20 protein-coding genes and 1 tRNA gene are annotated in these 23,236 nt (G+C 50.1%); 9 read left to right on the forward strand and 12 right to left on the reverse strand.

Translation table 11 applies throughout. The features are described 5' to 3' along the window. Window position 1: 1 nt before the first annotated feature. The 7 genes from ACO0LB_RS01355 to mutL form a co-directional block, all read right to left on the reverse strand. Complete coding sequence (locus tag ACO0LB_RS01355; RefSeq protein ID WP_423045714.1) at window positions 2-316, reverse strand: hypothetical protein; 315 nt, start codon at window positions 314-316, stop codon at window positions 2-4. A 293-nt stretch (window positions 317-609) separates the two neighbouring features. Next, window positions 610-882 (reverse strand): helix-turn-helix transcriptional regulator, encoded by a 273-nt coding sequence (locus ACO0LB_RS01360; RefSeq protein ID WP_423045716.1) that lies wholly within the window; start codon window positions 880-882, stop codon window positions 610-612. Window positions 883-1,011: 129 nt separating this feature from the next. Further along, a complete protein-coding gene (locus ACO0LB_RS01365; protein WP_423045718.1) occupies window positions 1,012-1,548 on the reverse strand; it encodes a hypothetical protein in 537 nt (178 codons plus the stop codon). Continuing rightward, the gene (locus tag ACO0LB_RS01370; protein ID WP_423045720.1) at window positions 1,545-2,879 is read right to left on the reverse strand and encodes a tyrosine-type recombinase/integrase; all 1,335 of its coding nucleotides are present in this window, start codon (window positions 2,877-2,879) and stop codon (window positions 1,545-1,547) included. Before ACO0LB_RS01370 ends, ACO0LB_RS01365 begins: the two co-directional genes overlap by 4 nt. Before the next feature lie 95 nt (window positions 2,880-2,974). Further along, window positions 2,975-3,051 (reverse strand) — tRNA-Met (locus ACO0LB_RS01375). A gap of 115 nt (window positions 3,052-3,166) precedes the next feature. Beyond that, entirely contained in the window at window positions 3,167-4,102 is a 936-nt protein-coding gene (miaA, locus tag ACO0LB_RS01380; RefSeq protein ID WP_423046128.1) for a tRNA (adenosine(37)-N6)-dimethylallyltransferase MiaA, read from the reverse strand. 83 nt (window positions 4,103-4,185) lie between these two features. Then, window positions 4,186-6,093 carry a DNA mismatch repair endonuclease MutL gene (gene mutL / locus ACO0LB_RS01385; RefSeq protein WP_423045722.1) on the reverse strand — a complete coding sequence of 636 codons (1,908 nt, stop codon included), beginning with the start codon at window positions 6,091-6,093 and terminating at the stop codon, window positions 4,186-4,188. A gap of 79 nt (window positions 6,094-6,172) precedes the next feature. Between mutL and ACO0LB_RS01390 the strand changes: the two genes are divergently transcribed. Continuing rightward, window positions 6,173-6,820: a VTT domain-containing protein gene (locus ACO0LB_RS01390; RefSeq protein ID WP_423045724.1), complete on the forward strand. Its 648-nt coding sequence runs from the start codon at window positions 6,173-6,175 to the stop codon at window positions 6,818-6,820. A 16-nt stretch (window positions 6,821-6,836) separates the two neighbouring features. Continuing rightward, window positions 6,837-7,184, forward strand: a complete 348-nt coding sequence (locus tag ACO0LB_RS01395; protein WP_423045726.1) for a hypothetical protein — start codon at window positions 6,837-6,839, stop codon at window positions 7,182-7,184. A gap of 36 nt (window positions 7,185-7,220) precedes the next feature. Here the strand turns inward: ACO0LB_RS01395 and ACO0LB_RS01400 are convergent, their stop codons facing one another. Both ACO0LB_RS01400 and tsaE read right to left on the reverse strand, forming a co-directional pair. Then, window positions 7,221-8,681: an N-acetylmuramoyl-L-alanine amidase gene (locus tag ACO0LB_RS01400; RefSeq protein ID WP_423045728.1), complete on the reverse strand. Its 1,461-nt coding sequence runs from the start codon at window positions 8,679-8,681 to the stop codon at window positions 7,221-7,223. Then, window positions 8,645-9,130 carry a tRNA (adenosine(37)-N6)-threonylcarbamoyltransferase complex ATPase subunit type 1 TsaE gene (gene tsaE / locus ACO0LB_RS01405; RefSeq protein WP_423045730.1) on the reverse strand — a complete coding sequence of 162 codons (486 nt, stop codon included), beginning with the start codon at window positions 9,128-9,130 and terminating at the stop codon, window positions 8,645-8,647. The genes ACO0LB_RS01400 and tsaE overlap by 37 nt, the downstream gene beginning before the upstream one ends. A 79-nt stretch (window positions 9,131-9,209) precedes the next feature. Here tsaE and queG point away from each other — a divergent pair, with 79 nt between their 5' ends. Further along, window positions 9,210-10,331 carry a tRNA epoxyqueuosine(34) reductase QueG gene (queG, locus tag ACO0LB_RS01410; RefSeq protein ID WP_423045732.1) on the forward strand — a complete coding sequence of 374 codons (1,122 nt, stop codon included), beginning with the start codon at window positions 9,210-9,212 and terminating at the stop codon, window positions 10,329-10,331. Window positions 10,332-10,442: 111 nt separating this feature from the next. Here queG and ACO0LB_RS01415 read toward each other — a convergent pair whose 3' ends face one another. The 3 genes from ACO0LB_RS01415 to ACO0LB_RS01425 all read right to left on the reverse strand — a co-directional run bounded on the left by ACO0LB_RS01415 (window position 10,443) and on the right by ACO0LB_RS01425 (window position 14,303). Beyond that, a complete protein-coding gene (locus ACO0LB_RS01415) occupies window positions 10,443-11,333 on the reverse strand; it encodes an AEC family transporter (RefSeq protein ID WP_423045734.1) in 891 nt (296 codons plus the stop codon). 239 nt (window positions 11,334-11,572) lie between these two features. Then, window positions 11,573-12,163, reverse strand: coding sequence for a response regulator transcription factor (locus ACO0LB_RS01420; protein ID WP_423045736.1), 591 nt, complete (start codon window positions 12,161-12,163; stop codon window positions 11,573-11,575). 148 nt (window positions 12,164-12,311) lie between these two features. Next, window positions 12,312-14,303: a sensor histidine kinase gene (locus tag ACO0LB_RS01425; protein ID WP_423045738.1), complete on the reverse strand. Its 1,992-nt coding sequence runs from the start codon at window positions 14,301-14,303 to the stop codon at window positions 12,312-12,314. A 126-nt stretch (window positions 14,304-14,429) separates the two neighbouring features. Between ACO0LB_RS01425 and ACO0LB_RS01430 the strand changes: the two genes are divergently transcribed. The 6 genes from ACO0LB_RS01430 (at window position 14,430) to ACO0LB_RS01455 (ending at window position 23,173) form a co-directional block, all read left to right on the forward strand. Beyond that, on the forward strand, window positions 14,430-15,434 hold the full coding sequence (locus ACO0LB_RS01430) for a TRAP transporter substrate-binding protein (RefSeq protein WP_423045740.1): 1,005 nt from the start codon (window positions 14,430-14,432) through the stop codon (window positions 15,432-15,434). Between the two features lie 297 nt (window positions 15,435-15,731). Further along, window positions 15,732-16,283, forward strand: a complete 552-nt coding sequence (locus tag ACO0LB_RS01435; protein WP_423045742.1) for a TRAP transporter small permease — start codon at window positions 15,732-15,734, stop codon at window positions 16,281-16,283. After that, on the forward strand, window positions 16,280-17,560 hold the full coding sequence (locus ACO0LB_RS01440; protein ID WP_423045744.1) for a TRAP transporter large permease: 1,281 nt from the start codon (window positions 16,280-16,282) through the stop codon (window positions 17,558-17,560). Before ACO0LB_RS01435 ends, ACO0LB_RS01440 begins: the two co-directional genes overlap by 4 nt. 461 nt (window positions 17,561-18,021) lie before the next feature. Further along, window positions 18,022-18,552, forward strand: coding sequence for a methylated-DNA--[protein]-cysteine S-methyltransferase (locus ACO0LB_RS01445; RefSeq protein WP_423045746.1), 531 nt, complete (start codon window positions 18,022-18,024; stop codon window positions 18,550-18,552). Window positions 18,553-18,564: 12 nt separating this feature from the next. After that, window positions 18,565-19,497, forward strand: coding sequence for a site-specific tyrosine recombinase XerD (gene xerD, locus ACO0LB_RS01450; RefSeq protein WP_423045748.1), 933 nt, complete (start codon window positions 18,565-18,567; stop codon window positions 19,495-19,497). A 37-nt stretch (window positions 19,498-19,534) separates the two neighbouring features. Then, window positions 19,535-23,173: an AAA family ATPase gene (locus tag ACO0LB_RS01455; protein ID WP_423045750.1), complete on the forward strand. Its 3,639-nt coding sequence runs from the start codon at window positions 19,535-19,537 to the stop codon at window positions 23,171-23,173. Window positions 23,174-23,236: the final 63 nt, after the last annotated feature.

Raw genomic sequence — 23,236 nt, forward strand, 5'->3', positions numbered from 1 at the left:
TTTAAGCGGGCTGGCGTTGAATCGGACTCATGATCTGATGCAGAAACCGCTGCTCTAATGTCAGGTATCCATCAGGGGCAAGGCGTTTTACTCCCTCTGTCAAAGTTTCGCCATGCCCGAAACTCTGGAGCAAATTCAATGCAGCGTCACGTGTGGGCGTTGATTTTGGGAGGACTTCCAGCAATGCCTCAACTTCATACAGTCCGGCAAGCATGGACGCAATTAGTTTATCCAACAGGTCGTCAGGCGTTAAACCGGACAATCCAGCTAATTTAACAATGATTTCTGTCGTATCTTCGTCAAGTCTAAATTTCATCTTTTTTCCAATCGTCAATAAGTAGGTTGCATCCTGTTTGTGTGTGGTCAGCGGTCGTGGTCGGCAGCCGTGACATTAGAGGCTAACTGGCACGTCGGAATACCAGACAGCAGACAATTCGTCCGCTTTTTGGTTGTGGTGTTCTACTATGACGATAGGCCGGGCGTATCTTGTGCCGTGGTGTATGGAAAAACTCCCCATATCAATCGAGTGTTCAAGCTTCGATTCTGCAATCGTCTGCTTGCATGTCGCATAGTCAACAGCGTGGAAGTCTTCAAGTGACAGTTTAGGCATTATGCAACCTCTTTATGATGATGGGATGGTTTGGCGGGTTTGCGTGATTCAAGCCAATTTATAATGTCTGATTGAAACCAGCCGATAGCCCTTGCGCCAAGTGAGCGTGAGGCAGGGAAATTCCCTTGACGCATTGCTGCATAGATTGATGATTTACCAAGCCCTGTTAATGCTTTGACTTGCGGAAGGCGGAACACTTGGTCAATTGACGCGCTGCCAAGATTGCGCCCAGTGCTGCTTGATGTATGTTGAATCGGTAATACATTTTTCATGAAAACTCCTGTAGAGAATGCCCGTTTACAGCCGCTCCATGCGGTGCATTTCGGTACAGGAAGGATTATTACGGAGGTTATATTTTTTAAAAACCGGATTTAAATATGTAGATTTAAATCCGGTTAGCCCTACAATACCCCGCGCTTCTTTAGGGTTCTTTTTAATTCAGTCTGTCGATCATTAATAGATTTTTCATCAAAGCCACGTTCCCTCAACTCATCAATAGATATTTGATAGCGGGCTTTGAAAGCTGCGTCTAATGATTCTTTACGTCTTTCGTCTATTGGAAAATCCCTTTTGTTTACCATAGTGCTGTTATATGCCTCAACTTCTTTATCTTCAAGTTGAGGGTCTTTGGCTTGCCTTCCGCGTGGTAATTTCAAACCAAAAGCATCATCAAGCGTTTTTTCTTCACCTTCCAGCACTTTGCGAATTGAATCTGCCACAAATGTTAGAAAAATAGGAGAAGGGGTTTCTCCTCTGAGAATCGGTTGAATACCTAATTCGAGGATATATTTTGCTTTTTCTGCTAAATTGCCATCTCCGTAGCTAACTATGCCGTCTTTTAACCCTTGAATTTGATCTGAAAGAATTGAGTTATTTAGAAAATTAGAATCTTTTTCATCGAATAACTCATCAAAATTATCTTTAGGGCTGTCAATCATGCTGTCTTTCTCACTCCAAATTTTCCAAGAATAATATTTGCGCTTGTCGCGTTGTCTAAGTAGTCCGCGTATTGCTGCATCATCACTTTACGTTCATCAAGGAACTGGGCGCGGTCATAGGCTTCGCCGTAGGTGTCGCCTGATGCATGAGACAGTTGACGGTCTACGACCTCATGGCGGTAGCCCAAACGCTCTTTAATCACGCCCATAGCAAGTGACCGGAAGCCATGACCAGTCATTTCGCCTTTGTAGCCCATGCGTTTAACTGCTGCGAGTATGCCGAAGTTCGTTGCTGGTTTTTCGTGGTCGCGCAGATTAGGGAAAAGGTATTTGTTATTGCCGGTGTATTGATGCAATTCGCGAAGCAGCTTCCAGCCTTGCGTTGGTAAAAAAACGTGATGATCAACTTTACGCGGATTGATCTTTTTCTTTCCCATTTTCATGCGCTGCCACGGGATTATCCAGCTTTCATTTTCGAGGTCTATTTCTGACCATTCTGTCGTGGTTAGCTCGCTGGTACGTACAAAAGTCAGCATCATTAAACGGAACATGATTCTTGTTGGCGCATACATCCGACCTTCGATAGCTTCAAACGCGCGGATAAAATCGGGTAGCTCGTCAGGCGTGATTGCCGCATGATGTCCTTTTTCTGTTGCTTTGAGCGCGCCGCGTAGATCGGGGACAGGATTAATTTCTGCTTTCCCACATGCAATGGCGTAACGGAATATCTGACCGCATACTTGGCCTTGCCGTTTTGCCATTTCTACAGCGCCGCGCTTTTCAATCTGCCTTAAGACATCCAGCATTGCTGGGGCTTTAATTTCCGTAATTGGTAATTTGCCGATTAGCGGAAAAACATCTTTTTCTAATCGGTGTAGAACATTGGACGCCGTTCTTTCTTGCCAAGAGTTCAGCTTGTTCTCGTGCCATTCACGCGCAATTGCTTCAAACGTGTTGGCGTTGGTGGTTGCTTTTGTTATTTTTTTAATGCGTTTGGTTTGGGAAGGGTCTATTCCGGCATGAATTTGTTCTCGTGCGACGGTTCTTGCTTCTCTGGCACTTTTTAGTGAAATTTCAGGATACTTGCCAAAGGCTAGAAGTTTTTGAAAACCAGCGAAGCGGTAAGCAAGCCGCCAATACTTAGAGCCATCGGGATTAACCAGTAGATAAAGCCCGCCTCCGTCTGGTAGCTTGTAAGGCTTTTCCTTTGGTTTGGCATTTTTTGGCTGTACGTCTGTGAGTGGCTTGGCTAGTTTTGGCATTTTGTTGGTATTTTTTTGTTGGTATGAAAATGTACCAACAAAAATACCAACATAAAATCTGGAAGTCAACGAACGTTAAAACCCTTTAGAGAACAAAAAACCCGCGTTCTCATGGTGAGTAAGGCGGGTTTTAAGACGTTAAAGAAGCTCTTTGAACGCTAATCTGGTGGTGATAGGTGGACTTGAACCACCGACCCCAGCATTATGAGTGCTGTGCTCTAACCAACTGAGCTATATCACCAAGAAGCCTGAGATTATGTCAGCTTACTTTTTTTCTGTCAATGCTTAAGCGCAGGTTCTTTGAAGAAATTTGCTTCTTGCGGAAGGCTTGATGTTGTTTATTTGAAAATGAAATATCAATGTTGTTGCTGGTTGTTTCTGACAATTTCAAGGATTTTCGTTGTTGCATCTGATTGCAGGCAATCGATGATGATGCGGTCTGGCATGGAGCGTAGCCAGGTCAGTTGGCGTTTTGCCAGTTGGCGTGTGGCGATGATGCCGAGTTCGCGCATCTCTTCATAGCTGCAGCGCTGATCGAGATAATCCCATGCCTGGCGATAGCCTACGCAGCGAATAGAGGGTAAATCGGCGTGTAAGTCAGGTTGTTGTTTCAGCCAGCGGACTTCATCCATGAAACCCTGATCCAGCATCAGATCAAAGCGTTTGGCGATGCGAGCATGCAAGACACTGCGGTCTGAGGGTTCCAGCGAGATGGATAGCATGTCAAATGCTGGAGCGGTGGGTGTTTGTTTTGCCAATAGCGCTGACATGGGTTGACCCGTCAGGGTGATGACTTCCAGTGCGCGTTGTATGCGCTGGCTGTCGTTGGGCTTCAGGCGAGCGGCGGTTTCCGGGTCGAGTATCGCTAGTCTGGCATGCAAGCCGGGAACGCCAATCCGAGCTGCTTCTGCATCCAATTCTGAACGGATGGCAGGATCGGCGCCAGGCAAGTCATCCAGTCCGTTCATCAGTGCTTTGAAATACATCATGGTACCGCCGGCCAACAGCGGTAATTTACCTCTGGACTGGATGTCTTCGACCAGTCGCGCAGTATCTTTGCGAAATTGTGCCACTGAGTACGATTGCGCCGGAGAGATGATGTCGATCAGGTGATGGGGGACGGCAGCCAGTTCTGCCGCACTGGGCTTGGCTGTGCCTATGTCCATGCCACGATAGACGAGGGCGGAATCCACGGAAATGATTTCTGCTGGGAAATGGCGGGCGATTTCTAGTGCTGCGGCTGTTTTGCCAGAGGCGGTCGGCCCCATGATGGCAATGACTTGATGGTTCATTCGGTATTGTTCTGTATGCTGGCTTGTCGTTGTTGATTCTGCGGAAAAAGCGGAGTCAACAGACGGTGAAGTTGTTGTCATGTTTATTGCCCACGCAGGAACATTTTGTCGAGGTCATTCAGCCCAAGTTGCACCCAGGTCGGACGGCCGTGGTTGCACTGATCGGCGCGCTCGGTGTGTTCCATTTGTCTTAATAAGGCATTCATTTCCGGTACTGTCAGGCTGCGGTTGGCACGGACTGCGGTATGGCAGGCCAGTGTGCCCAGCAACTCATTGCGTCGATCAATCAGTACCCGTGAGCCGCCAAACTCTCTGATTTCACGCAGAACATCACGCGCCAGCGATTGCGCGTCTGCGTTTTTGAGCAAGGCAGGTACGGCGCGTACTGCGAGCGTGGTCGGCGAGATGGCCGTCATGTCAAACCCCAGAGTCTGCAAGACATCCTGATGTTCTTCGACTGTACCCACTTCGATTGCGTCGGCATAAAACGTGACTGGAATCAGCATTGGTTGTACCGGAATGCTGTTGTCGTCCAGTGCGTTTTTCAGTTGTTCATACAATATGCGTTCATGTGCCGCATGCATGTCCACCAGTACCAGGCCTTTGCTGTTTTGTGCCAGCACATAAACCCCATGTAACTGCGCTAACGCAAAACCGAGCGGGTGCTCATCATCGGGCAAGGGCGTGGCAGCGTGCGGCGTGGCGGGATAGCCTGCTGTCGTTGTCTCGCGAAACATGGCGCCGTAGTTTTGCAGACTTTGAGCAACGCCTGCTGCGGTCGGTTGCTTGAACGCGTTGGTATAAGGGTTAACGATAGGTAGATGAGTTAAACCACTATCGGTAGTATTTTGAGGAGCGTTGTCATACAGCGCCGGTGTGGCGAACTGTGTGGAAAACGACGCCTGTTCGCCACTGATCCACGGCATGGGCTTTCCGGCAGAAAAGTTTGTAGCGGAGGCAGCAGTCGCTGGCGCAGGAACGGTACCGAATGCGGTGGCGGATGTCTGCGCCAGTACACGGCTGACAGCATGAAAAACAAACTGATGAACAGCCCTGCTGTCGCGGAAGCGGACTTCAATTTTGGAGGGATGCACATTCACATCGACCAGTGCCGGATCAAGATCGAGCGCCAGCACGTAGGATGGATAACGATCTCCGTGTAATACATCCTGATAAGCCGCTCTGACGGCGTGGGTCAGCAGTTTGTCGCGGACGAAGCGACCATTCACATAAAAATACTGCGCGTCTGCTCTGGCTTTTGATGCCGTTGGTAAGCCGGCAAAACCATGCAGACGCAAGGGACCAGCGTTTTCATCCAGTGGTAAGCGCGCGGATGAGAATGCGTCGCCGAGGATTTGTGCGCTGCGTTTATCAATGGCGCTGATGTTCCAGTGATCAACAGCTTTGCCATTATGTGTGAGTGAAAACGCGACATCCGGACGTGCCAGTGCGATACGACGCACCACTTCTGCACAGTGACCAAATTCAGTTTGTTGCGACTTTAAGAATTTACGGCGGGCTGGTGTGTTGTAGTACAAGTCTTGCACATCAACCGTGGTGCCCTGAGCACCGGAAGCTGGGGATACTTTGCCGTTTTCAATTTGCCACGCATGAGGCATATCGGCACTACGGCTGGTCAGTGTCAGCAAGGATACCGATGCGATGGATGCCAGTGCTTCGCCGCGAAAACCCAGCGTAGCGACATTTTCCAGTTCCGTCAGCGAAGCGATTTTAGAGGTCGCATGGCGCGCAACGGCAAGCGGTAGCTGTTCCGGTGGTATGCCTCGACCATTGTCATTGATGGCGATGCGCTTCATCCCGCCTTCTTCAAGGCGGATACTGATGTTGCTGGCTCCGGCATCAAGCGCATTTTCCAGCACTTCCTTGACAACGGCCGAGGGGCGTTCCACAACTTCGCCAGCGGCGATCTGGGAAATCAGATGATCAGGCAATGCCTGTATGGGGCGAAAAGTAGGTGCATTCGGGTTCATCGCAAGATTATACCTGTGCCGACTTGTGCAGGCAGTGGCTTAGTGTATGATTGCGGCGGTTTATCTCATTGGGACGATAATGGACTTGATGCAACTCCTCGATATGATTTTGCATGTCGACAAAATGTTGGGCGCAGTGATTACGCAATACGGTACGTTGGTCTATTTTGTATTGTTTGCGATTGTTTTTTGTGAAACAGCATTCGTCATTCTTCCTTTTTTACCGGGCGACTCCCTGTTGTTTATCGCCGGCGCTTTCAGTGCGACTGGTGCGATGAATCCGGCGTTCTTGATTTTGTTATTGATCGTGGCATCGGTTACCGGCAATTCCGTCAATTACTGGATTGGCAGTATGATCGGTCACAAGGTACTGGAACGTGATTGTAAATGGCTGGACAAAGGCGCATTGCAAAAGACCCATGCTTTTTATGAAAAACATGGCGGTAAAACCGTTGTACTGGCACGATTTATTCCTTTGGTCAGAACTTTTGCGCCGTTTGTTGCCGGTATTTCCGACATGACGCACCGTACTTTTCAGGTGTACAACGTGGTCGGTGCTTTACTGTGGGTTCTCAGCATTGTATTGAGCGGTTATTTCTTTGGGAATATTCCTTTGGTACGCGATCATCTGAATGCCATCGTTCTGATCGGTGTTGGCGCTGCGGTGGTACCAGTGGTGCTGGGTGGCCTCTGGAAAATTTTTAAGAAGCCGCGCAAATCCGCTTAATCACGAAGGCTGGCCTGTGTCTTCCACGAAAACCATCTGGCTGCATCCACAGGCGCCGATGAAGCCGGAGTTGGGACAGTCTTGCAATGGTTGTGGTGTCTGTTGTGCAGCAGAACCCTGTCCGGTGGCCAGGGTTTTTTTATGGCAATACCGTGGAGCCTGTCGCGCGCTGATCTGGAATGCCGATCACATGCGTTATCAATGTGGCATGTTGATACAGCCAGCCTACTATCTGCGCTGGCTACCTTTGGCGTGGCAGTACCGCTTCAGCCAGATGATCAACAGATGGATTGCTGCCGGTATAGGTTGTGATTCTGATGCCGAAGTTGCTATTGCTCCATCCAGCGAGCCTGGTCCTTCCTGACGCTGGCGGCTGCCGATGCCACATGTCATGCATTGCTCAGGTCAGGCGGTTTTTTGCCAGCGGCGGATTTTTGGAGAAGTATTTTTTAATCCCCTTCATGACTGCATCTGCCATCTGATCCTGATAGGCATCATCGGTCAGTTTTGCTTCTTCTTCCGGATTAGAAATAAATGCAGTTTCGATCAGGATGCTGGGAATATCCGGTGCTTTCAACACAGCAAAACCGGCCTGCTCGACAGACCCCTTATGCAGCTTGTTGATACCGCTGATTTCATTCAGCACGACCTTACCGAGTTTCATGCTGTCATTAATTTGCGCAGTGGTGGACAAATCGAGTAAAACACTGGCGAGTTGCCGGTCGTGTGTTTTGATATTCACACCACCAATCAGATCGGCAGCATTTTCTTTATCCGCCAGCCAGCGTGCGGCTGTGGAACTGGCGCCTTTGTCGGACAAAATAAATACGGATGAACCACGCGCACTGGCGTTGACAAAAGCGTCAGCGTGAACCGACATAAACAAATCAGCCTGCACCGCACGGGCTTTTTGTACGCGCACGTTCAGCGGCACAAAATAATCGCCATCCCGGGTCAACATGACACGCATATTGGGTTGTTGTTCTATTTTTGCTTTCAGACGTCGCGCAATCGACAGCACCACATCTTTTTCACGACTGCCTCCACGACCCAGCGCGCCGGGATCTTCACCGCCATGCCCCGGATCAATGGCGATGGTGATCATCCGCGTCATGACCGGTGGCTTATCTGTGGATCTATCTGCGGACTTGTCTGCAAATTTATCGGTGGGTTTATCTGCCATAGCAGCTTCTGCCCGGGCCAGTGATTTCTCTTCTGCCCTGGGATCGGGACGGGCTTCGGATCTGGTATCCGGTTTTGTGTCCTTGATATCCGCTCTGGTCTCTGGTCGTATTTCTGGCCTCAATTGTGGCGTGGTTGGTGCAACCTGAGCGAGCGGCGTATCGGTGTGCCATTCGCCTTTTTCTATCAGGGTGGTCAGCGGGTCGACAGGATTGGCCGGATACAAATCAAATACCAGACGGTGCTTGTAATTGCCTATTGGCTTCAGCGTAAATACCTGCGGACTGACTTCTTCTTTCAGATCAAACACCAGGCGCACGACATTCGGACGATTTTGTCCTACCCTGACTTGTTTGATATACGGATCATTGGACTGTATCTTGGCGACCAGTTCCTTGAGCGTTGGATTGAGTTCCAGCCCTTCAATATCCACCACCAGACGTTCAGGATTCTTGACCGTGAAGTGATTGGTACGTAGCTCGCTGTCGTTTTCCAGCGTCACCCGTGTGTAATCCTCTGCCGGCCAGACACGGACAGCCATGATCTGCGCCGCATGTGATATGGCCGGTGTAAAGACGGAAAGCAGCAGGGTACCGCCCGCTTTGAGCAGCGTGCGACGTTTCCCCGATCTGGCGACCGGAGTTAAAGATTGGGGGCAAACTGGAGTAGTGCGAGACATGCGATACCTTTGTCGGACAACGCGTGCAATTCTACCTCACGACCGTCACCGGCGACGCGCAAAAATATATTCAGATCCGGCGTTGGTAATACGCCGTCGGCTTTTTCTGGCCATTCGACGATACAGATATTGTGTTCGTTAAATTCTTCACGAAAGCCGGCATCCAGAAATTCTTCAGCACTGCTCATGCGATACAGGTCAAAATGCATGATATTGACGTTACGCTCCTGTAAGCGGATCAGGTAGGGCTCCACCAGCGTATAAGTCGGGCTTTTGACATGGCCGCTATGGCCGGCAGCATGAATCATGGCGCGCGTCAGCGCAGTTTTACCCGCACCGAGGTCGCCGTGCAAAAAAATACTCAGGCCAGGTTGTAAGGCATGGGCCAGACATTTGCCCAGCGCCAGTGTTGCCGCCTCATTGGCCAGTGTGGTTTTATAATGTGACATTTCCTGCTTACTCTTCATTCATGAATTTGTCTAACATAGCATATTGCTCTTTCCTTGTGTATTTACACCGGAGGCTGGCGTGAATGCCGCAGAGCCACAGAAAAACTCTCCTGTTTCCCCACCGCCTCGGCTCACTGACGATGCGTTGGTGGCGTTAGCGGCACAGATAAAAATCTGGGGCAGGGAGCTTGGCTTTGCTGAGGTGCGTATGACGGATGTGGATTTGTCCCATGCAGAAGCCGGGCTGCAGGCGTGGCTGGATGCTGGTTATCATGGTGAGATGCAGTATATGGCAGCGCATGGAACTAAGCGCAGCCGTCCTGCCGAACTGGTGCCGGGAACGGTGCGCGTGATTTCGGCACGCATGAGTTATCTGCCTGAAGACCCTGATTGGCGTACGGCGGAGCGTCAGCATGCGGCGGATACTGCCGTTATTTCTTTATATGCCAGAGGACGCGATTACCATAAAGTGCTGCGTCAACGCTTACAGCAGCTGGCCGATAAAATCCGGGAGCGCACAGGAGAATTCGGTTATCGCGCATTCACGGATTCTGCGCCGGTAATGGAGGTTGCTCTGGCGGAAAAGGCCGGGCTGGGCTGGCGTGGCAAACACACACTGCTACTGAGTCGCGAAGCGGGATCGATGTTTTTTCTGGGCGAGATTCTGGTGGATATTCCCTTGCCAGTCGATACGCCGACAGGCGCGCATTGCGGTCAATGTACGTCGTGTATCGACGTTTGCCCAACCAAGGCCATTGTGGCGCCGTATCAAGTCGATGCGCGGCGTTGCATTTCTTATCTGACCATCGAATTGCATGGCAGTATTCCCGTCGAATTGCGTCCGCTGATTGGTAATCGCATCTATGGTTGCGACGATTGTCAGTTGTTTTGTCCGTGGAACAAATTTGCGCAACCAGCACTCGTCGATGATTTTGCAGTCAGGCACGGCCTGGATCATGCCCGCATGGTGCATTTGTTCGCTTGGGATGAGGCAACATTTTTGCGCATGATGGAGGGGAGCCCGATACGTCGTATCGGACACGAAAGCTGGTTACGCAATATTGCCGTGGGTCTTGGGAATGCCGCCAGTCAGCTACGCGGTGACCCTGTGATCGTGGCGGCCTTACAAAACCGGCTGACACATTCATCTGAGGTCGTGCGCGAGCATGTGCTGTGGGCACTGGAGCAACATGCTTGCTAGCGTTTGCCTGACCTTTTGTGCTTTTTTGCTCTTTCGTACTTTGCGGGCGATATCAGACTCTCGCAGAGCGATATCGGCGTGAACACCGATATCGCTCTGCCAGCTGGCCTGTTAATGCACTAACGCCAGCCAGAAAGGCAAGGTCAGCACGGACAATACGGTACTGGCAGAAATCAGGAACGCGACAAACGGGCCATTGCCGCCCATGCGTGCCGCCAGAACGTAAGCACTGGACGCCGTAGGCAAAGCGCAAAAGACGACCGCGATCTGCAACTGTAACAAGGGCAGCGCCAGCCAGCGCCCCAGCAGCAACGCGATCAATGGCAGGATCAGGAGTTTAATCGTCAGGAAATAACTGGCGATCCCCTTGCTTTCATGCAGCGCAGATAATTTCATGCCAGCACCCACCGCCAGCAAGCCCAGCGCAATCGAGGCATTACCCAATCTGGATAAGGTCGCACCGACCGCTTCGGGCAATGGAATTTGCAACAGGCTGAATAACACGCCACTGGCTGTTCCTACGACCAGCGGATTGCTGGCGATTTCTTTGAGTAACCGACCGCTTTGATGCGCCAGCGCGTACACCGCTGCCATATTGCACAAAGGAACGAGAAAGCCGATCAGCAAGGCCATCAGCGCTGTCCCCTGTTCCCCCGCAAGTCGGGACGCAATTGCCAGCGCGATATAAGAGTTGAAACGGAATGCGGTTTGCACACCGGATTCAAAAATACGCGGCGCGGTCTTGAACAGATATTTTGCCAGCCCTCCGAGCACCATGCCGCTGGCAGTGGCGATCAGGGCTGTCTGCAATAAGCGGCCGGTGGTGTGGAAATCGAATGGTGTTTTTGCCGTGGTGTAAAACAGCAATGCAGGGAACATGATGTAGTAAACGATTTTTTCCACGCCTGCCCAGAAGTGCCCACCCCAATGCGATAGCCGGGCCAGTAAAAAGCCGAGCAGGATCAGCATGAAGTCGGGAACGAGTAAAGTGAGTATTGACATACTGGGGGGTGTATTTTAAAACATGCTTGTAAATATATCGTCAAAAAGCAGGGAAATCGGATATACCCCCGTTTTTTTGTTGATTTTCTGGTTTCTTGATGCGCTCAGTGGCGCTTGCTGTATTACTGAGGTTTGCCTGCCTGTGATGCCAGGCATTCCGCTCATCTGTGCCATCTGCGCCATCCGTGTCTTAGACGATCTGCGTTCAGGCACTGGCGAAACAACGCATTCAGTTTGTTTTATTTGAGTATTCCTGCCAGCTCCACCGCAGTCTTGACCTGCATTTTGTCGAAAATATGGGCACGGTGTACCTCGACTGTGCGCATACTGATACCGAGCTGATCAGCGATGACTTTGTTCATTTTGCCGAGCAGAATTAAATCCAGCACTTCTTTTTCTCTGGCCGACAAGGTTGCCAGACGTTCGTGAACGGCGGCCACAACGCCGGCTTCTCTTGATTGGGCCATTGCTTCCTGCACTCTGTCCATCAGGCTGTTGTCATTGAAGGGCTTTTCAAAAAAATCGAAAGCGCCGCGCTTTAAGGTATCTACGGCCATCGGTACATCACCATGACCGGTCAGAAAAATCACAGGCAAACGCTTTGTTAATTGCTTGCTGGCTAAGGTATCAAACAAACTGGTGCCGCTTAAGCCGGGCATGCGCACATCCAGCAGCAGGCAATCACCCTGCGCATCAAAAGCGAGCGAGCGTTCCAGCGCCGCGAGAAATTTTTCTGCACTGTCATATACCGTTGCCGGTATCTGTCGCGAGCGCGCCAGCCACGATAGGGCATCCCGGATTACTTCTTCGTCGTCAATGATGTGTAGCATGCGGTCTCCAGTTGTTCAGATAACGTAATCTCAGGTAACTTCAGGGTTACGCAACATCGTCCCGGCAAGGGATGGCGACGAAGGCGGTACAGGCTTGTAAAGCAAGGAGCCATAAGGTCGCTGGGGCGATTTGACGCAAGTCCTGATCTTATTCCACAGGGCTTTTTTTATAATCTGCTGCGGGCAAGGCAAACCGGAAGATAGTACCACCGGCGGGATTATCGGTATGCGAGAGTTTGCCACCATGAAATTCTATCGCAGTACGGCAGATATTGAGTCCCATCCCCATCCCTGTCGATTTGGTCGAAAAAAACGGCGAAAATAATTGATTGGCAACGTCATCGGAAATACCATGTCCCTGATCGATGACTTCCACGACGACCAGATTCTGCGCACTGTCTGCGCTCGTGCGCACGCGCAGGATGCGTTTTTCAGGTGGAGTCTGTTGCATTGCTTCAATGGCATTGCGAGTCAGATTCAGTAAGACTTGCTCCAACAGAATTTTGTCTGCCAGCACCGGTGGCAGCGCCGGGGCCAGATCCCATTGAAGGTTAATATGTCCCGCCTGTGCCTGCATTTCAACCAGTGGCATGACGCTGGCGATCAGATCAGGAATGCCGACTGAATGCCGGGTCGGCTCTCTCTTTTTGACAAATTCATGCACGCTGCGGATGATGTGGCCTGCGCGTTGTGCCTGTGTATTGGCTTTTTCCAGCGCGCTTTGCAGCAGTTCCGGATTGATGTCACCAGCCTTGATCAGGTTGATTGCCCCGGTGGTATAGCTGGAAATGGCAGCCAGTGGCTGATTCAGCTCATGCGCCAGCATTGAGGCGATTTCTCCCATGGACGCCAGATGGGCGCTGGCATTGAGTTTTTCTTCCTGACGCCGGGTCAGCTCCTGAGCACGTTTGAGCTCAGAAATATCCAGAATCGAACTCATCCAGCCGGTTTGTAAACCATGCTCATTAATGAGCGGTGATTCGTAGATCAGCACCGGAATTCTTTGCCCGCTGGCATGCTGATATATCGTTTCAAAACCTTCTGACGGCACAGTCCCTGCGAGTAGTTGAGTGAAGCGTCCCTGATATTCCTGTATCGCTTCCGGCGCCCAGTAAGGCATGGGGGGCAGTCGTCCGATAATCTCTTCTGCCGGATAACCGACCATACGGCTAAACGCCGGATTCACATACGTCAAGCGTCCTTCCATGTCGCGCGCTCGCAAACCGGTGACCAGCGAGTTTTCCATCGCCGTACGGAAGGTGACTTGCTGGCGCAGCGCACCCTCGGCAGCGAGTCGTCGGCTGATATCGCGCCACAATGCCAGCAAACTCCAGATTAATCCCAGCGAGAGTAGGATAACTGTCAGTACCAGCAGATTCGACAGCAGCTTAGGCTCGCTTTTATTGCTGTTGGTGCGCAAGATCAGTTGCAGCCCTGGTAAATCCAGAGTGCGATTATGCGTGTAGACATTTTTCCCGATACCACCAGCTGCACGGTTGGCATACATTTTTTCGTCATTGTCGATCAGCATAATCTGGTTTTCCTGCGCAAACCACCACGGAACCAGTTCATCAAGTATGCCTGCTGTGCGATAAATGACGACAATGCTGCCGGTGTAGCGGTTTTCCTGAAACAGCGGAATCTGGCATCGCAGCAGATACATATTCTTCGAATCAGCTTCCAGCATGGGACTGAAGCAGCGTGTTTTGCTATCGAAATCAACCGCGCCAGAGGCGGAGTGCTGGATGGATAAGACGTTTTTTGATAATTGAGGCAGCTCCGGACTGGCGGCGATCATGGCATCGCGGCTGTCGAGCCAGAGGATGCTGTAAATTTCGTGATTATTTTTGATGAGAGTACGGAAGCGCTCGCGCACCGTATCAACAGACAGATGCAGGCTCATCATTTCACTGCCTATCTGCCGCAGCATTTCATCATTACGGTTGAGCTGGAACTGAATCGCCTGTTCTACCCATAAAGTATCGGCAATCAGCTGTTCCTGACGTTCATTGGCTTCCATTCTCTGCGCTTGCCAAGGGAGCCAGATCAGCGTCGCCAAAAACAGCGAGACCAACAAAATGGGCAAAATCCAGCGCCATTTTTGATTGGGCCAAGCCTGTGTCTTGTATAAATGTCTCATACTACCAGTATACTTGAGGGTAGTAGTTAACGTCTGCGACATCTGTTGCTAGTGGTTTTCCACAATTGCCGGTGGGGTACTTGCTATGCAGAATGAAAAAAATTTTATAAAAAGTGAGAGACAACGATGAAAATCAAATCCATGCTGTTCGCCATGATGGCGAGTGCTGTCGTCAGCGGTGCTGCATTTGCACAAGCACCTATTATCATTAAATTCAGCCATGTTGTTGCCAGCGATACGCCTAAAGGCAAAGCGGCTGAACGATTCAAAGAACTGGCCGAAAAAGCGACCAAGGGACGCGTCAAGGTTGAGTTGTATCCGAACAGTATTCTGTATAAAGATAAAGAAGAACTAGAGGCTCTGCAATTGGGGGCGGTACAGATGCTCGCGCCTTCGCTTGCCAAGTTCGGTCCACTGGGCGTGAAAGAATTTGAAGTATTTGACTTGCCTTATATTTTTCCTTCAAAAGATGTCCTGTATAGCGTGACAGAAGGGCAGATCGGTAAGGATTTATTGAAAAAACTTGAGAGTAAAGGCATTACTGGGCTCAGTTTTTGGGATAACGGTTTTAAAGTCATGTCATCTAATAAGCCTATGCATGTTCCTGCAGACATGAAAGGTCAGAAGCTGCGCATACAGTCTTCCAAAGTACTGGATGCACAAATGCGCGCGCTGGGTGCCAATCCGCAAGTGCTGGCATTTTCTGAGGTATATCAGGCGTTGCAGACTGGTGTCGTTGATGGCACTGAAAATCCACCATCCAATCTGTACACGCAAAAAATGCACGAAGTGCAGAAGCATGTCACTGTGACGAATCATGGTTATCTTGGATATGCCGTCATCGTGAATAAGAAATTCTGGGATGGCCTGCCTGCAGACATTCGTGGCGAATTGGATGGTGCCATGAAAGCCGCGACCAAATATGCGAACGCCATTGCACAGCAAGAAAATGATAATGCGCTGGAAGCTGTCAAAAAATCTAGCAAAACCACGATTTATGTACTGAACGATAAAGAAAAAGCAGAATGGCGCAAAGCCTTGCTGCCAGTTCAGAAAGAAATGGAAAACCGCATCGGCAAAGACCTGATTGCCAATGTCAATAAAGAAGCTGCCAAACTCGGCACAAAATAAAACAAAAATAATCACTCTCAGCCAATAGATCAACTTTACTGTGGTGTATGACAGAACATGTTGTTTTGTCATACACACCCTTGTTGTCTGTCGCGATCATCAGAAGATCGCAGTACGGTTGCAATGTCTTTGTCATAGATTTGTTATAGATTCGACGTCGGTTTGTCATCAGTTCGCAAAGTAACGTGATCTGATGACGAGGCGGCGGCAAATATTGGCAAGATGTTGGTATGCGCTGGCAACGCAAGCATCGTGCAGTTTGTCTGTTTGGCTCAACGAGTACCACAGGAGACTTTTATGAAATTTCTAGACCATCTGGAAGAGTGGCTGATTGCGACTCTGATGGCACTGGCGACGCTTGTCACCTTTACCGCCGTAGTCCATCGCTATCTTTCCGGATTTGACATTCCCTACGTTCAGGATGCTTTGCTGAAAATGAATACCAGCTGGGCGCAGGAGCTGACCATCTATATGTTTGTCTGGATGGCAAAATTTGGTGCTGCCTATGGTGTCCGTACTGGTATTCACGTTGGCGTCGATGTGCTGATCAACAAACTTCAGCCAAAGCGACGCCATCAGTTTGTGGTGCTGGGCTTGCTTGCAGGGGCCTTATTTACAGGTATTGTCGGTACTCTGGGCGGGAGTTTTGTCTGGGAAATTGCTCATACAGATCAGACGTCCGCCGATATGGAAATCCCAATGTGGTGGGTTTATATGGCAATACCACTGGGATCTTACCTGATGTGTTTCCGTTTTCTGCAGGTGGCGTGGAATTTTATCAAGACAGGTGAATTGCCTAAGCATGATCACTCCCATGTGGACGGACTCGAAGAGGAGGTAAAAGCATGAACGCCGCCATTATCTTTATCTTGTTGCTGACATTAATGCTGACAGGCATGCCGATTTCTATTTCTCTTGGCCTGACCGTCCTGACTTTTCTTTTTACCATGACGCAGGTGCCGATTGAGTCAGTTGCATTGAAGTTGTTTACTGGCATAGAAAAATTCGAAATCATGGCGATTCCATTTTTCATTCTGGCGGGTAATTTCCTGACGCATGGTGGTGTTGCCCGCCGTATGATTAATTTTGCAGTGTCGATGGTGGGGCATTGGCATGGTGGTCTGGCGCTTGCTGGTGTGATGGCCTGTGCTTTGTTTGCTGCCGTATCGGGTTCATCACCCGCCACCGTTGTGGCGATCGGCTCTATTATTTTGCCGGCGATGGTCAAGCAGGGGTATCCAAAGGGATTTGGTGCTGGCGTGATCACCACCTCAGGTGCGCTGGGGATTTTGATTCCGCCGTCGATTGTGATGGTGATGTATTCCGTTTCGACGAATACTTCCGTTGGTCAGTTGTTTATGGCTGGCGTGGTACCAGGTCTGGTGCTGGCATTTTTGTTGGGATTGACAACCTGGGTACTGGCAAAAAAACATAATTACCCACGCATGCCAAAAGCAAGCTGGGGAGAGCGGTTAGCCGCTTTCAAGAAGAGTGCCTGGGGATTGCTATTGATTGTGATTGTGATGGGCGGTATTTATACCGGTATGTTCACACCCACTGAAGCGGCGGCAGTATCAGCAGTCTATGCCTTTATCATCGCAGTGTTTGTCTACAAAGACATGACGCTGAAGAAAGTGCCGAAAGTTTTACTCGATTCTGCGTCCATGTCCGCCATGCTGTTGTACATCATCACGAATGCGGTACTGTTCTCATTCTTGATGACCAGCGAAAATATTCCACAGGCGATGGCTGGCTGGATTATGGACAAAGGCTTTGGCGTGATCAGTTTTCTGTTGGTCGTCAATATTTTGTTATTGCTTGCTGGTAATGTGATGGAACCTTCTTCCATCGTGCTGATCATGGCGCCGATTCTGTTTCCGGTAGCGATGAAACTGGGAATTGATCCTGTGCATTTTGGCATCATCATGGTGGTGAATATGGAAGTTGGCATGTGTCATCCACCTGTCGGTCTGAATTTATATGTCGCTTCAGGCATTACCAAAATGGGTATTACCGAGTTAACGATCGCCGTGATGCCATGGTTGTTGACGATGATAGGCTTTTTGTTAATTGTGACTTATGTTCCCCAGATCACGATGTGGCTACCTAATCTGATTTATAAGTAGCATGGTTAATATGAGCTAGATAGACAGTTGTATTTTTTGAAAATGCCGTATTCCCCTCAAGGAAATACGGCATTTTCTTTAATGGCAAAATTAAAATTGGTATTGCTTAGCACATTTTTTATTAAAATGAGCATCTTGTACATATATGCAACAGTGCACCTTTTTTGCACATATTGGATTTGTAAGCTGTTTCAGCTCATGCTATATTCCTGTCAGTTCAGTTTTTTGCACGACACGAGATAAAAGGCGGTAGTGAGAAAAAACGGTATTGATACCGTACACACTGAGGAGACGCGCGTTTTTATTACAAGCTGAGTTACTGTGATAAACATAGAGACTAAACAGCCGAAAACGCGAAAGATGTTTTAAAGGCGCATCAGATGATGCGCCTTTTTTCTTTGTTTTTGTGTTATTAATGGCAAGTATTTAGTGACAGACATAATGCATTTATAAGGGAAATCATGAGCAGCAGTGAATCGGCGATATTTTCTGCGATTGTCCATGCACCGTTTGGTGCAGTGGGTATCCGGACAGAAGGTAGCTTGATATCTGAATTGGTTTATCTTCCTCCTCGTTTTCCAGAAAAATCCCCGCAGGATAGTGTCAGCAACGCTGCAGCGGAGCAGCTTGAGCGTTATTTTAACGATCCAGATGCGCCATTTCATCTTCCGGTTAAACCTGTCGGTACGGACTTTCAGCGCAGGGTCTGGCAAGCAATTTCTTCAATTCCCCGTGGCCAGGTGCTGACTTACGGACAAATCGCCAAACATCTCCGTTCTGCGCCGCGTGCCGTCGGTCAAGCCTGCGGCGCCAACTGGTATCCGTTGTTGATTCCTTGCCATCGTGTTACTGCGGCAGGAGGCTTGGGCGGCTTCGCACATCATGATGATGAAACCGGGTTTCATCTTGGTGTCAAACGATGGTTACTGGGACACGAAGGTGTGCCTGAGTATGTCGGCAATGCAGGAAGCGTCTTGTGCGCAAAGGTGTGAGGGTGTGAGCGCGTGAAGAAGTCTTTGTTGAAAGAAGTATCCACTCCGTTGCCGGAAGCATTGCTTTCTCAGATTGATCAATTTTGTGACACTTTATGGCTGGAAGATGGTCTTGCAAAAAACACCATTGAAGCGTATCGGCGCGATATGCGCTTGTTTGCTCAATGGTGGCATGCCCGATCCTCCATGCATCTGTTACAGGTAGCTCATCAGGATATCAGTGACTATATCGCAGCCAGACACGCTGATTCCAAGAGTAGCTCAGCCAATCGTCGCCTCAGTGTATTAAAGCGTTTTTATCTGATGGCTTGTCAGCGTCAGCAGATATCGCAAAACCCCTGTGAGCGGATCAAATCTGCCAAAGCATCAGTACGGATTCCCAAAACCTTGAGTGAGACGCAGGTGGAAGCGCTGTTGTCCTCGCCGGACGTGAATACGCCACTGGGTTTGCGTGATAAAACGATGCTGGAACTGTTGTATGCATGCGGCTTGCGTGTCACTGAGTTGGTGCAATTAGGCTCGCTGGATGTGGGATTGAATGAAGGTGTTTTACGTGTGACAGGCAAAGGGGATAAAACCCGCCTGATTCCTTTTGGCGAAATTGCCCGCCAATGGCTGGAGCGTTATCTGCGCGAGGCGAGGGCAGAAATCCTGGGCTCACAGCTTGATGATGCCTTGTTTGTGACGGCGCGTGGCGGCGCCATGACCCGGCAAATGTTCTGGGTCATAATCAAGAAATATGCTTTACAGGCGGGTATCGGCGCTCAGTTGTCACCGCATACCTTGCGTCATGCATTTGCCACCCATTTGCTCAATCACGGAGCTGACTTGCGGGTAGTACAATTGCTGCTCGGACATGCGGATATTTCTACTACGCAAATTTATACGCATGTTGCCAAGGAACGTTTAAAACAGTTACATGCCCAACATCATCCACGTGGTTGAGGATGTGCCAGAGTCAATACCGAGTCAATACTGAGTCATGCCCACACCGCATTTAGCCATTTCTTTACTAGGCCTGTTTCAGCTGAGCTGTAATGGTGTTGATATTTCCCGTCAGATTAAATATCGCAAGGGCATTTACTTGCTGGCATGCCTTGCCGTATCCAGCGGGCGCTGGATAGCGCGTGAGCAACTGGCTGATTTGTTATGGCCGGATTTGCGCACAGAAGCGGCATTGACCAATTTGCGGCAGGTACTCAGTAATCTGGCCAAAGTCATTAATGATGCAGCTGGCGCTCCTGTCATTCAGGGAAAACGTGACAGTATTATTTTTATGCCACATCCACAGGTGAAGCTGGACATTGCTCTACTGTTCAACGAGTGGAATATCGATGATGTCAGTGCCGCGTTCAAAGGATGGCTGACAAAAGAACTGGAGCCACAATTACATCATCTGAATCAGGATTTTCTCGCCAGAGCAGAGCTGGGCCCCAATACAGAATTACGTCATTGGCTGGAATTGACACGCCGACAGTTGCGGGAACGCTGGCATAGTCTGTTATCGCGATTGTGCCGTGAGCAGGAACAAGCCGGTCGCATTGCCTCTGCGGTCCTGGTAGCAAACCAGTTGTGGGAACAGGATGCTCTGAACGAGCATGCGGCGGCAACACTGATACAACTATTGCTCGCCTGTGGTGATATCAAACGTGCTGATTTCGTTCTCAATTCGCTGGATCAACAGCTACTGTCTGCCTTTGGAACCCGTGCTTCCTCCAGCACCCGGGCTTTGCTTTCGCGTCCTTCAGAGGCAGTTTCTCAGTCTGTGGCGAGCGTTCCGCGATCATTGCAGTCCGTCCCTGAAATTCGCTGGCTGACAATCATGTACGTCGAGTTTGAGCCACAGGCGAAGGATGCCGGGATTCAGGATGTGACGACATGGGCACTGATGGCATCCATGTTATCGCAGGCAGAAGAGCATATCCGACGTTGGGGAGGAAGCTGCCTTGCCACGCTGGGGCAAGGGTTTCATGCTGTTTTTGGTTTGCAATCTGAACCCGAGCAAGCGGTGTTGCGCAGTATTTATGCTGCGCAGGACATCCTTCACATGGATCAGGCGCGTTCGTATTTGCGGATAGGTTTGTGTGCCGGACATGTGGAATGCCGAGCTGATGAACAGCATTTCCCCGGTCCTTTGCCACGGCGTGCGCAGCAGCTATGCTGGCATGGTCAGGCAGGTCAGCTACAGGTCGACCAGATGATTGTGGACCGTAGTGCAGGGCAGATAGCATTTGATACTGTGCCAGACGGACCGCTTAATACCTACGCGCTGGCAGCCGTATTGCAAGTACCGGAGGCATTACAGGCTTGCGCTCTGGTTGGTCGTGCGGAAGAAGTGGCCGCCTTGATGCAGCACTGGCAACTTGCCAGGGCAGGCCAGCCACAATGGTTGATTCTGAAAGGTGATGCCGGTATCGGCAAAACACGCCTGGCATCCGAGTTGTCGCAAATGCTGGATCTGCCCGGACATACGGTGTTGCGTATGTATTGCACACTGGAATACCAGCATCAGTCGTTGGCACCTGTGCGACGTGCTTTGGCTGAATTATTTGGAATATCTGCCAATAGCGCTGTCGGACAGGGTATGCAAAAAATAGCTGCCTGCCTGCGCTCCTATTTACCAGGCGTTGATATCGACCCCGCGTTGCTGCATACATTGATGTCGCTGTTTGATTCTTCTTTGGTGACGACAGAAGCAGACAACAAAAATCTCTTGTTCAATGCCATCAGTTGGTTGCTGGATGCTTTCTGCCGTAATCAGCCATGTTTGATCGTGATTGATGATATGCATTGGTCGGACTTCGCAACACGCGAGTTGCTGGCCAGATATGCCGGTAATTTTGACTCGCAACGTTTGCTGCTGCTGGTCACAACGCGTCCTGAGTCTGTACTTGAATACGCTGGTGCGGCGCCAGCGACAATAGAATTATCGCCGCTACCTGTCGGTAATGCCGTAAAGATGGTTGCCATGTGCGACGTGTATCATCAACTATCCGAGGAGCAATACGTGAGTATTGCCAATGACTGTGGCGGTATTCCTTTGTTTATCGAACGCCTGACCCGCAGCCTGCTGGACGATGCAAGTCATCATCTGGTGCCTGTCAAAGAACTGTTGCAGCGGGAACTGGATCGTCTTGGTCCGTTCAAAAATATTATCCAGGTAGCAGCTGTGATCGGCATGCATTTTCGTTTGCCAATGTTGCAGATACTGTTGCCCGGGCAGGAGGTTCAGGCGACGTTGCAGCTGGCTGTGGCGTATCGTCTGATACAGTCGGGTAAGCATGATGGCTATTACCATTTCTCGCATGCGCTGATCAGCGATGCCGCCTACCAGAGTTTGCCACCAGAACAGCGGCGCTCAACGCATCAGCGTGTTGCTGAATATCTGGTGTCCGATGGCAGCGCTGTACCAACAGAAATTGCGCATCATTTTGATCAGGCGGCGATATGGCCACAAGCGCTGCAATGGTGGTCACACAGTGGCGAGCTGGCTTTGCGTAATGAGTTCGCAATGGATGCGCTACATCACTTCCAGCGGGCACTCGACATTGCGCTGGATATTGCTCCAACGTCCTCTCATCCGATGCATGAGCACGTCATTGCTTTGCGTTTGTCGGTCGGCAGTGCGGCTTTGTTGTGTCAGGGTTATGGGTCAGAACTTGGGCATCGACAATTTCTGGCTGTATGTGATGCGCTGAACCAGCAAACGTCATTAAATGAAGCACAAAATGAGGCACTGTTTCAAGCACTCAGTGGCTTGTATATGGGCGGTAGTTCGCAGGGTAAAAATGATGGCCTGATGATTGCGCGTCGGTTGGAGGAGCGTGCGGATACACCCGCAAAGCGCCTGATGGCGTGCTTTGCACTGGGCAATTCATTGTTCTGGCGCGGTTGTTTTGTCGATGCCCTGCATTATCAGCAGGAAGGCGTTCAGATTGCCGGACGGCTCTCCGCAGATGAGCGGCAGCGCTACTGGCGGGAAGACATGGAAGTACTGATTCGTGCTTTTCTCAGCTGGAATAACTGGTTTCTCGGTGATACTGCCACACAGACGCTGATGCAGGAAAGTATTGCGATTGCACGCGACCGGAAAAAAAGTCATGCTCTATGTTTCATGCTGACTTTTGCTGCCGGTGTGTGCTGGACTGATGAGCGCTCCGATGACTCTGCCTTATTGGCAGCGGAGGGTGTGCAGCTCGGAACGCAATTTGGTTTTCCTTTGTGGCAAAGCATGAATAGCCTGTTTTATCTTTCCGCTCAGGCCCGCAAGCAGCAGTTGACAGACCCGCGTCCTGCACTCGATGCTGCTGAAAGCCTCAGGGACGCCTATCGGGCTGGTACCACCACCGCGCGCTGGGTGCTGTCAGACACGCTGGTGCATCTTGGCTGCTGGGAACAGGCGCAAGCATTGTTGGAGCAAAGCATACGCGATATTGATGTGTATGAAGATTACTACTGTCATGCGGACTTATTGCGTTTGTACAGTATGTGTCTTGTTCAACAGGGGCAGGTGAGCGAAGCATTGCAGGCCTTAAGGCAAGGGCTGGAAATTGCTGAGCATCAGGGCGCGCTTGGCGTGATACGTAAAATCACTCTGGCTATTCAGCGTCTATCGGTTTAAGTGCAGTCTGAGTACAGTGTAAGTTAGCTGTCAACGCAGTTTTGCATCCACGTTCAATGGAGT

Origin of the sequence: Undibacterium sp. SXout7W (genome assembly GCF_049339385.1) — a bacterium.
GTDB lineage: Bacteria > Pseudomonadota > Gammaproteobacteria > Burkholderiales > Burkholderiaceae_D > Undibacterium.